Source organism: Microcoleus sp. w1-18aA5 (assembly GCF_036701705.1).
Taxonomy (GTDB): Bacteria; Cyanobacteriota; Cyanobacteriia; order Cyanobacteriales; family Microcoleaceae; genus Microcoleus.
In genome coordinates this window covers 1-9,984 of record NZ_JAUPTE010000127.1, presented here as the reverse complement: position 1 = coordinate 9,984, position 9,984 = coordinate 1, and the positions used below count along the sequence as shown (strand labels likewise).

General features: G+C 46.1%; 11 protein-coding genes. 5 read left to right on the top strand and 6 right to left on the bottom strand.

What is annotated here, in order from left to right:
• The first annotated feature begins 37 nt into the window (after window positions 1-37).
• On the top strand, window positions 38-253 hold the full coding sequence (locus Q5691_RS26715; protein ID WP_333312301.1) for a hypothetical protein: 216 nt from the start codon (window positions 38-40) through the stop codon (window positions 251-253).
• Window positions 254-394: 141 nt separating this feature from the next.
• On the opposite strand, the gene hpsL is transcribed toward Q5691_RS26715, so the two are convergent.
• Window positions 395-2,059: a hormogonium polysaccharide biosynthesis protein HpsL gene (gene hpsL, locus Q5691_RS26710; RefSeq protein ID WP_333217106.1), complete on the bottom strand. Its 1,665-nt coding sequence runs from the start codon at window positions 2,057-2,059 to the stop codon at window positions 395-397.
• A gap of 433 nt (window positions 2,060-2,492) precedes the next feature.
• Between hpsL and Q5691_RS26705 the strand changes: the two genes are divergently transcribed.
• Entirely contained in the window at window positions 2,493-3,194 is a 702-nt protein-coding gene (locus Q5691_RS26705; protein ID WP_333312303.1) for an alpha/beta hydrolase, read from the top strand.
• Window positions 3,195-3,337: 143 nt separating this feature from the next.
• On the opposite strand, the gene Q5691_RS26700 is transcribed toward Q5691_RS26705, so the two are convergent.
• The 4 genes from Q5691_RS26700 to Q5691_RS26685 all read right to left on the bottom strand — a co-directional run bounded on the left by Q5691_RS26700 (window position 3,338) and on the right by Q5691_RS26685 (window position 7,617).
• Window positions 3,338-4,234: a CoA-binding protein gene (locus Q5691_RS26700; protein ID WP_333348151.1), complete on the bottom strand. Its 897-nt coding sequence runs from the start codon at window positions 4,232-4,234 to the stop codon at window positions 3,338-3,340.
• 83 nt (window positions 4,235-4,317) lie between these two features.
• A complete protein-coding gene (locus Q5691_RS26695; protein WP_333216729.1) occupies window positions 4,318-5,547 on the bottom strand; it encodes a succinate--CoA ligase subunit beta in 1,230 nt (409 codons plus the stop codon).
• A 337-nt stretch (window positions 5,548-5,884) separates the two neighbouring features.
• The gene (locus tag Q5691_RS26690) at window positions 5,885-7,402 is read right to left on the bottom strand and encodes a glycosyltransferase family 2 protein (RefSeq protein WP_333348148.1); all 1,518 of its coding nucleotides are present in this window, start codon (window positions 7,400-7,402) and stop codon (window positions 5,885-5,887) included.
• 35 nt (window positions 7,403-7,437) lie between these two features.
• Window positions 7,438-7,617 carry a hypothetical protein gene (locus tag Q5691_RS26685; protein ID WP_333216732.1) on the bottom strand — a complete coding sequence of 60 codons (180 nt, stop codon included), beginning with the start codon at window positions 7,615-7,617 and terminating at the stop codon, window positions 7,438-7,440.
• A 163-nt stretch (window positions 7,618-7,780) separates the two neighbouring features.
• On the opposite strand from Q5691_RS26685, the gene ebsA reads away from it, so the two are divergent.
• Window positions 7,781-8,155 (top strand): type IV pilus biogenesis protein EbsA, encoded by a 375-nt coding sequence (gene ebsA, locus Q5691_RS26680; protein ID WP_006634686.1) that lies wholly within the window; start codon window positions 7,781-7,783, stop codon window positions 8,153-8,155.
• 474 nt (window positions 8,156-8,629) lie between these two features.
• Here ebsA and Q5691_RS26675 read toward each other — a convergent pair whose 3' ends face one another.
• Window positions 8,630-8,887: a transposase gene (locus tag Q5691_RS26675; protein WP_333348145.1), complete on the bottom strand. Its 258-nt coding sequence runs from the start codon at window positions 8,885-8,887 to the stop codon at window positions 8,630-8,632.
• Between the two features lie 184 nt (window positions 8,888-9,071).
• Between Q5691_RS26675 and Q5691_RS26670 the strand changes: the two genes are divergently transcribed.
• Window positions 9,072-9,389, top strand: coding sequence for a helix-turn-helix domain-containing protein (locus Q5691_RS26670; RefSeq protein ID WP_333348142.1), 318 nt, complete (start codon window positions 9,072-9,074; stop codon window positions 9,387-9,389).
• A gap of 11 nt (window positions 9,390-9,400) precedes the next feature.
• Complete coding sequence (locus tag Q5691_RS26665; protein ID WP_333348139.1) at window positions 9,401-9,925, top strand: IS630 family transposase; 525 nt, start codon at window positions 9,401-9,403, stop codon at window positions 9,923-9,925.
• The last annotated feature ends 59 nt before the right edge of the window (window positions 9,926-9,984 follow it).

The following is a 9,984-nucleotide window of genomic DNA, read 5'->3' as shown; positions in this document are numbered from 1 at the left end:
GTAACAATTATGCTGCCTATCTTTTTTGAGCAGCGGATTGGCTCAATCCTCACCACCTCTCGGTTTCAGGCTGGTTGTCACCCCCCAGCAATTATCTTGGTTTTCTGACAGCCAGCAAATTGCTTTTATATATAATGAAACCGAAGGCGACAAAAACAACTTGTATGTAATTAATCGAGACGGTTCGGGATTGACTAAATTGACAAACGACAAAGATTTGAATCCTGACACTCCGGTTTGGCAACCGCAGTAAAGTTAAAAGCCAAAATATGCTGTAGGGGTGGGTTTTAGCACAAATAAACCCAGGAGGGCGGGCTATCTTTGGATCGCCTTGGAGCGAAAGCGGGTTACTGAACAAGAAAGAATCCACGAAACTGAACAATCAAAAATATTCTCAAATTGGGGAAGATGCAATAATTTTTTTCTCCTTTAATGGCTGGTGAACTTGCAATTCATTTGACTCAACTTCCTGGTGTTTTTCATCCTGCACCTGTTTATCAATTTTGGGCAACTTTAAAATCGCCCCAGCTAAAACCCAGTAATACACGGACACTGGATCTACATCCAGCGGATAGTATTGAGTATTGATCGTAATAAATGCAACAAACACCCAAAAACTAGCTCCGTAACTCCGCAAACTTTTGTCCTTGACAGATCGGTAAGCTCTAAAAGTTAGAAAAGCTAAGTGTAAAAGCATTACCTGAAAACTAATCATTCCCGGATAACCGAGTTCGTATATCAACTTAGGTTGGAAAGTTTCAATTAGCTGCGTGGCACCAAATATTCGTGTTGAATTAGTGGCTCGTCCCACACCTTTACCAAGAGGTTTGTCAATGATAAAATTGTTGCTCTGCTCGAACTGATTAAAGAGAAACTGCTGGGGCGGTGCAGCATTCCAGCGACTAACAAAACTATCCCACCGTTGCTCGATAATTCCCGGGTTAATAGCTGCACCGACAAACAGCAGAATCGCCAGTCCTGCACCGATGGGAATAAATCGTTTGAAATTAACTAATTGACCGGTGAGAACTAGCAGGATTGCTGTAGCAACGGGAACCATAATTAAAGCAGCTCTTTGACCGGAAATAACTGCATTGGCAAATACTAATGCCATGCCAAATAAACCGATAACTCGCCACCAGAATGAAGGGTCGCAAAAGGCAGAGGCAAAGGTTAAAAAAGCATTAGAAATTAAAAACCACGCCCACTGCCAAGGCGCGACAAAAGTTCCCGGCAAGCGGACAAACTTGACTTCTGGACTGAACACCAAAGAACCGCCGACAAAACATCGAGCTTCCAGCGTTGCTTTATATAATTCTGCTCCGGTCATGCCTCTGGTTCCTGCACACTTTCCACTTTGCAGCAACAGGTACTGAATCAAACCGAGAAGGCAGCAAACGATCGCCAAAACGATGTGCATTCGACTAAAAAATACTAAATCCTTCTTAGTGCGGAGCAGATAATAGGTACAAGCAATCAGCGGTATGTAACCTATCAATACTTTTAAGCCGAGAATTCCTTGCAGAATTGGTTTGTCGCCCGGCCTAGGGTTGAGCTGCATCTCCCCGTTGACAAAAATTAAAGTCAGCATTGCCATCATCAACAGGATGCTAAAGGTAGAAAGCATTTGTTTGGGAATGAACAGGCGCAACTGTTTCTTTTTGCAGCTTTGAATTAGGGCGATGAGAGCTGGTATGTAGAAAGCATCTTTGGCTACTTGAAATGCAGCATTCCCGCCGCCAATTGCGTAGGTAATTGTACCGCTGAAAGGCAGGTAAATTAGAAAAGTCCATAAAGCTTGACGGGGGTATTTGTAGGAAAGCAGCAAAATGGCTGCGGCTGCGCCTCCTGCAATAGCAATCTTAGGGTGGGCTACGAACAACAGGGGAATGCTGAGAGCAACGCTGACTAAGCAGCTTATGGCGATCGCCTGCACCAATTCATTGCGCTTTTCTGAAATTTTGCGTTTTTGTGCAGCTACTTCTTTTTTGCTGAGCGCTGTTGTTTTTTCGCTGTGCTTGTGTTTTGATTTCTTGGATTTGCGCTTGGTTTTCAACATATAGCAGAAGGAAGAAGGAAGAGGAAGGGAAGAAGGAAGAAGAAGCGAGAAGGAAGGAAGAAGAAAGAGGGATTTAGTTGCCTAAGAGAGAAAGAAGAAACAATCGACCCCTTATGTTTGTGCAATTAAGAACGTCCTCCCGTCAGGGCAGTTCCTATAATTTTTATAAGGCACTTATGTAGAAGGTGGAAGACACTGTGATATAGAAGGCTGAAAATTGAGAAGGTAGAAGGCAGAAGGAATAGAAGCGAAAAGATTTCGGCAGATATGGTTACTTATTTTTAAAGTCAAGATCGAGAAAAAGTCTCGGTCGAGATTGTCGGTGTGACGCGGGCACAAATTACACTGGCGACCTTGTAGAATATAACTGCTGCATCTATAATGTACAAAAATGTACAAATCTCGAAAAAATAATTTTAATGTAGCGGTGAATATGAAATTAACAAAATTTGTATCGATCGGCATTGCGCTACTTTTAGGAGCAAGCGGGAGCATATTATCTAGCAGCAGTAGAGCATTAGGGGCCGAAAAAGTTGTCCTCACATTTGGCCCGATCAGACAAGCCATCAATATCAGCGACTTAGAAGACTTTGCTAAAAACGGCACGACGACGCCAACCCTCCAACAAATTATCCGGGTCTCCAAAATGGACGCGCAAATACTGCGGGGTTTCATGGGTTTAGAAATTGGTTTAAAGCCTGCTAATCTGGCCCGGGTGGTTTACAGCACCCCAGGAGAAAAAATCACTGACGACATCGGTCAAGCAATTCGGACTCAGCGCCGCACAGAAAGCGGGAAAGCTTTGCGGGCAGCGGTGATCTTGGCATCCGGGGATGACGGTAAGGTATCGCTGCTGGAAATCCTGAAAAAGTATCCTCTCAACGAGGTTTACGTAGATGTTGCCAGCCTTCGCACCGCTGTTGGGAAAGTTCAGAGTATAGCTGGAACTCTGCGAAGCCTGCTTCAAGATGTGACGAGATCGACAACTCGCACAACTGAAACCAATTCCACCGAAAGTCCGATCGAACCTCGCCGGAGCGTGCAGCCAACAACTCCGCCTCCAGCGCCACGCCGCGCCGCCCCCTTGCCAGCACCCGCACCGCAGCCTGTGACGCCGATCAGAGGACTTTGGTAAAAAAATCATAAATATGTCCTAAAGGCGGGTTGAAGCGGCTGTTGTGGCATTCTGCAGACACTTTTGAGACCCAACCCGCCCCCGCCCTACCCCTATCCCAACCCCCAAGAGGGTTAGGACTTTTGTGAAAACTCCCAAGGCAATCAATTTTTCTTGAGCAATTTTTTGAGCAACTTAGGAATTTCTGAAGGTCGAGCCGCCACAGGTATGTCCGCCTCTTCAAAGGCAGCCATTTTGTTTGGGGCCGAAACTCCAAAGGCTTTCTGGGCAGCGGCCCGAGAACTGATCAGGATGCCGGCGTGGCCTAAAGACGGCCCCTTGGGAGCGTAGCGGCCGGCCAGATAAGCAACCACGGGTTTGTCGATCGCCGAGGCGATGTAAGAAGCAGCAGCTTGTTCACTCCACCCGCCAACTTCCCCTACCAAAACCATCGCTTCGGTACTGTCGTCTTCGTCCAAAATTTGCAGCCACTGCATAAAAGAAGAACCGACAATCGCGTCGCAGCCAATACAAACCGCCATCGACTGTCCCAATCCAGCCTCCGTCAGTTCTAGGGCAACTTCGTAAGTCAAAGTGCTGCTGCGGCTGATCACTCCCACCGGGCCGGGAGTGTAAAATTCCTTGGGGTGAGTTCCCAGCAGCAGTTTGTCGGGCACAATAATCCCCGGACTGTTGGGCCCGATTACCAAAGTTTCGGTGGCTTCTGCTTTTCTGACTAAGTGCACCATATCCAGAGGAGGCACTCCCCCAGTAACGATCGCGATTTGCCGAATTCCTCCGGCGATCGCTTCTAAAGCAGCATCCAGCACCGAGTAAGCCTCTACCAAAATTACCGCAGTGTCAACCTGACCCACTGCCGCCACTGCTTGTTCTACCAAATCAAAAATCGGAATTCCCTCCACTTCCTGCCCCCCCCGACCGGGACTAACACCGGCGACTACATTCGTGCCGTATGCTTTCATCCTCAGGGCGGCGCGGGTGGACGCGGGAGATTCTGTAATGCCCTGTACTAGGACTTTGCTTTCAGGAGTTAAATTCATTTTTTCCCACTTGACACTCGATCTGTTAAAAGCAGAAAGCCTTGATCTGTACAGAAATCTCGTTTTTTGCCGATCGACTGCCGCTACTTGGCGGAGGATACAGAAGCGGCCGCGGCCTCATCCAAAGTGCTAGCTAACTGCACCGGCAACTGTCCCAAACGCTTTTTAACAGCATCAGCATCGATCTCTACCAGCCGCAGCACAATTTGGATGTGGCGGTTAGCGCGAGCTTTCCGTTCCAAATAGACGGCTACTGCAGCGATTATTTCCTCGGTCTTGGAGGCGCTGCCCAAAATATTTACAAGTATCACCTTAACGCTTTTATCCTGAGCGACTAACTCCAGACCCAACTCCACGCGATCGCGCAGGGCATTTGCTGCATAGTAGCGGTCTAGGGAACCAATATTCACAAAATTAGCGGGTTTTCCTCCTTGGTGGGTTACAGCATCTAGAGTTGCCATTGTCAGGCCCACTCCGTTGCACAAAATCGCGATATTCCCGTCTAGTTCGATTAATTGCAGGGATTGGGAATTCGAGATTGGGGATTTAGATTTGGGGTCAAACTCCGGCGACTGCTGAACCTTGGACTGGGAATGGGAGCGATCGCCCCCAGCATGGGGACTTCTTCTTTCCCGTGCCAACCCGCCCAAGAGCTTCTTCTCCGAGAGTGCTGCCAAATCTGGATGTCGTCCCAAGGCATCGTCGTTGGCGGTGACTTTACCGTCTAAAGCCATTACCTCTCCCCTGGGACTGATGCCGAGAGGATTGATTTCTACTAGGTCTAAATCTTTTTCGACAAACAGTCGGTACATTTTTTCGACAATGGTGCTCACCGATTGAATCAAGTCTCCCTGCAATCCCATTTTCAGCGTGAGACGCCTCGCGTAGAATGGGGAAAATTCTTGATCTACGGCAACTTGCTGCATTTGATCGATCGACCCTTCGACATCCATACCTCCTTGGCTCGAACCCAGAAGCACCGGGCGGCGCGCTACGGGGTCTAGGAGTACCGCTAAGTACAATTCTTGGTCGGCATTGTACTTTGCTTCTGCCAGCAGGACTTGGGGATATTCATCCTCGATCGGCAAATTAAAAATTGTTTGGGCGGCAGCTACTGCATCGATCGTATTTTCTACAAACTTGATACCGCCCGCCCTGCCCCGTCCCCCAGCCCGCACTTGCGATTTGAGTACAACTGGGTAAGGAATTTTCAGTCCTTTGAGGTCGGCGGGATTGTCAATCCGCTGCGAGGGCAAAATCGGAATTGCCATCTGTCGAAATAAAGATTTAGCTTGGTACTCTAACAAATCCATTATCAATTACGGGTGACGGGTAGTTGGCAACAAGCAATTCGTCCTAATTGGCAATTCATAATTAATAGATAGTAATTGGTTTTTTGTCAAGTTAAAAGTTAAAAATTCTCGCTTTTATCTTTTAAATTTAGACTTTTGTATTGCCGATTACTTATTCGCTATTACCGCTCGCCGATTACCTATTACCTAAGCTGTTTCAAAGTGTTTTTTTCTCGGAATTTCTAAATTTTACTCTTAGGCTCTAGCGGGGAGATATTGGGCGAGCGTTGGTGTTTTTTTGTCTCAGAAAATCTTCGGACGTTCGGCGATACTGTGCCGAGATATTTCTGCGAATTGTTTACTTGATGCTATTAACAGCGCCTTGATGGACGGTTTTGACCCATTTGAGCTGCTTGGGCCGTACCGCAATCCGAGCCGTTACAGTCCCTACCAGCAGCCAGTGGAACATATACACAGTACCCCGCAGCGTTTGCAGCCAGGTGACAAAAACTCTTTTAACATCAAATTTGGTCTCTTTGCGAGTGCGACGCAAACCGACAAACATTCCCACCACCGACAATGTAAGGGTCATAAAAGTTATGGGACTGGCGATCGGCATCCGGCGCAGCGCAATTGACATCACAAAGTCGGGTAGCGCTACTGTGGGTAAGAAATATTGAGATACCCAAAATCCAAATAAATCCCAAGTTTTCCCAGTTCCCATGCGGTTCCGCAAAATTAGTCGCCAGTAGTCAAGATAACGCTGATAGCCACCTTCTGCCCAGCGATTGCGCTGGTGCCACAGAGCGCGAGCGTTAGTGACTCCTTCTTCTGACACGGCCGGGAAAGCGAGAAATTCAATGTCCCATCGGTTTAGGTGCAGCCTCACGGTCAAATCCAGGTCGTCGGTAATCGTCTCCTCGTTCCAGCCTCCGCAGCTTTCCAAGGCGGTGCGGCGCATGAATTGGCCGTTACCGCGCAATTCTCCAATGCCGCCGATCGCAATCCGCTGCTGCTGGAAAAAACTGTCGAGAGCCATTTCTGCTTCTTGGCCACGAGTCCAAAAATTTACCGAAGCATTGGCGATGGCTTTTCTGACTTGCACAGCCCCTACCTTTTCTCCTTGGAACACTGGCAGCACCCGGCGCAGCAAATCCGGCGTTACCGTCGCGTCGGCGTCAAATATTCCCACAAATTCCCCGCGAGTCAGCGGTAACACTTGATTCAGTGCTCCCGACTTGCCGCCGCTGGCATTTGCTCCTCTGCGAAATACTTTGAGCTGGGGGTACTTTTTGGTTAGCTGTTCCAATACTAGCGGCGTGGCGTCGCTGCTGTGATCGTCGATCGCCCAAACTTCGTAGCGGTCGATCGGATAATCTATATTGCAGATGGATTCTACGAATCGGGCAATCACCGCTTCCTCATTTTTCGCCGCTACCAGCAGGGACACATAAGGCCAATCCTCCCGACTTTCATCGGCAAGAGGCGGCAGTGCGGGCTTGGGTTCCGCAAACAACACTCGAAATGCTTGCATCCACAGCAGTCCAGTCAACCCCCACACTACCCACGCACCCCAAGAAATCAAGTGCAGGGCGATCGTGCCGGCCCAAATTGCAGTCAGCACTGCGGCGGCTTTTCCGCGGCGTCCCCGGTACAGATTTTGAGGAAAAGAGGGAGTTCCCGGCACAGACACCGCCACCGGGATATCTGCTTTTGTTTCCGCGTCAAACACCCTGTCGCCAATGTCTGGTATAGCAAATACTTTGCTGAGCTTCGAGTGCGAGGTCAAACTCTTGAGCTCTTCTTGAGCTAAATCAGAGATGTCCAAGTTAAGCTCGCTGCGAGCGTCGTTTTCTGGCCAAGAACTCTCCTGCATAGGTTACTTGATTCAACCACCAATAGTTTTTGATTTTAGATATAAGCATCTACTGTATCAGTTTCTGGGCTTTTGTCGAAAGCGGACGGGAGGACAACCAGCGGGTTAGGTGTTTGTACGGCATTGGTAAACGGGTGCTGCATAAAGTATTTGGCTTTACCCGCAAATGGATACAAGCCTCCAGACTTCAGTTGTTCGCCACCCCAAATTTTCAACTCCCCTTCTTGCTGGCAGATTCATCTTTTGTGCTGTAAATCTAAAATCTAAAATCTAAAATCTAAAATCGACTGACTTTTGCTTGCGATCGACCAGGAATATCTGCTAGTTTTTTCTGGGGATCTAAACTATCTGTTAGTAATAATTGTCTAAGGTGGAAATATGTCTATTCCTCAACTCAAGCCAGCCGATGACAAAGAAGTGAAAGTCTACGCGCCTTTCTGTCAAGAGCCCAGGCGCAAGTTTTTACCGCACGCTATTGGCCTCTACAAGCTCAAAAGCTTGGAGGGGGCAAGAAAAATTGACGGCGGGGAGAGCGTGCCCTTTGTCGCTAGTTGGAATATCTCGTCGCTGCCGATCGACTTAACCCGCTGTCGGGTGTTGTTTGACGGCAATGCTGAACTCAGCTACGAAGTGACTATGCAAAGCTCTGAGTTTGTTAGTTGCTTAATTGAGGTTCTCCTGACTTTTCAGCGAACTCGTACCGTCGATTTTTCTAAAACGTTTTACCGCAAGCTGATGCGAATGGATGAATAACTTTCACCGCAACCGCATTCCTGAAAGCCTGCAATTGACAATCAAGCAATTTAATCCGGGGCCCCCGGATTGATTCGTGGATCGAGAAAAAAGCTCCGAATCCCGATCGCCAGCCCCCGGATTTATCAGTGGGGTCGCTTTCTTCAATCTAAAATCTAAATCTAAAATCTAAAATCGATTGAGGGGCGCTATAACTGGCGCACCAATAGTGTAATACCATTTTTTTAAAGATGTGATAGACAATAGTCCGGACAGTTTTCAATCACTAACGGCAGAATGAGGGTTTCAGCCTTCTCAGTGAGGTCGAATGCTAACGGTAGAATGAGGGTTTCAGCCTCGATCTCAAAAACTGTCCGGAGTATTGATAGAGATAAAGAATGTAAAATCCAAGACCATCCGGTGAGAAAACCCATGACACGATCGGTGAAAGATACCAAAATTTCCTGGACTCTTATGCGAAGTTCGTCCAGATTACTAAACACTGACTTTCGCTAAAAAATCTTTCAGATATTCCCACACTCTTTCTGTGGGATTTACTTCAGGACAAGCCGGAGGCTGAAATAGTAAAATGATATTGTCTGGTAATTCAGATGAGCTTAAATTATGAGCGGGTGCGTTATCTACTTGAATGATGTGTAATTCATGAGGATATTGTCTTGACAAAAGTTGTAAATATGCTTCAAAACAAACTTTGTCTAAATGCGAAAACTCCCAAAAAAAAACTTTTTCCACTAGGGATGGATACTGCCTCATAAGCAGTCAAACAAAATTAATTACACAAACAACTAATATGATATAATAAAAAACATCAAGTTGTGTTTAAAGAGGTTTTATATGTTTTTACTTCGAGATATTAACCCACTTTCCTTAAAATTGCTAAACCGAATTTATCGCGAAAGCAGACATCATCAAGTAAGTGCGCCAAAGAGCACATTTTTTAATTTTGGCTTCACAAAATATCAAGAATGAAAATTTAATGAAAATTTTTAAAGTTAGTTATAAGACTATGTATAACTGGTTGAATCGATGGGAAGATGAGGGAATGCTCGGATTATATAATAAACCAGGTAGAGGCAGAAAAGAAACATTTAATTCCGCACAATCAGATCAAATTAGAGACTGGGTAAAATTGCAACCCAAACAATTAAAGCAAGTAGTACAAAAAATCAAAAAAGAATGGTCTGTTAATATAAGTACAGAAACAATTAAGAAAATAATTAAAAAAAAAGGATGAGTTGGCATAGGATGCGTCGAGGTGTTGGCGGCAAGCCAGACCCCATAGAATACAAGGGAAAAAAAGAAAAGTTGTCAGAATTAAAACAATTAGAAGATGAGGGAAAAATTGATTTATACTATTTGGATGAGTCCGGATTTTGTGGCATCCCTTGTGTCCCTTATGGATGGCAAGATATTGGTGAATATTTGTCAATTGATAGTCGTAGAACAAAGCGTTTAAATGTCTTGGGAATCATGAATCGGCAAAACACTCGACCTGCTTATGTTTCAGAGCAGACTATTAATTCTGATGTAATCATAGCCTGCATAGATACTTTCTTTGCTGTGGTGGAGCGGCCAACAGTTATTGTACTAGATCAAGCTTCTATCCATACTAGCAATGCCATTTTCGAGAAAATTGAAGAATGGAAAGAACGCGGTTTAACTATATTTGAATTGCCTACTTATTCACCTGAATTGAATTTAATTGAGATTTTGTGGCGGTTTATCAAATATCAATGGCTCGAAATAGATGCCGTAAGGATTCAGGTCTGAAATTCGGGAATGAGATCAGGCCGAGCCAAGTCACAAGAATGGGCAGAAATAGCCTCACG

Excerpts from the sequence above, each read along its gene's own strand:
- hpsL (WP_333217106.1), bottom strand. The coding sequence starts at position 2,059 with ATGTTGAAAACCAAGCGCAAATCCAAGAAATCAAAACACAAGCACAGC.
- Q5691_RS26705 (WP_333312303.1), top strand. The coding sequence starts at position 2,493 with ATGAAATTAACAAAATTTGTATCGATCGGCATTGCGCTACTTTTAGGA.
- Q5691_RS26700 (WP_333348151.1), bottom strand. The coding sequence starts at position 4,234 with ATGAATTTAACTCCTGAAAGCAAAGTCCTAGTACAGGGCATTACAGAA.
- Q5691_RS26695 (WP_333216729.1), bottom strand. The coding sequence starts at position 5,547 with ATGGATTTGTTAGAGTACCAAGCTAAATCTTTATTTCGACAGATGGCA.
- Q5691_RS26690 (WP_333348148.1), bottom strand. The coding sequence starts at position 7,402 with ATGCAGGAGAGTTCTTGGCCAGAAAACGACGCTCGCAGCGAGCTTAAC.
- ebsA (WP_006634686.1), top strand. The coding sequence starts at position 7,781 with ATGTCTATTCCTCAACTCAAGCCAGCCGATGACAAAGAAGTGAAAGTC.
- Q5691_RS26665 (WP_333348139.1), top strand. The coding sequence starts at position 9,401 with ATGCGTCGAGGTGTTGGCGGCAAGCCAGACCCCATAGAATACAAGGGA.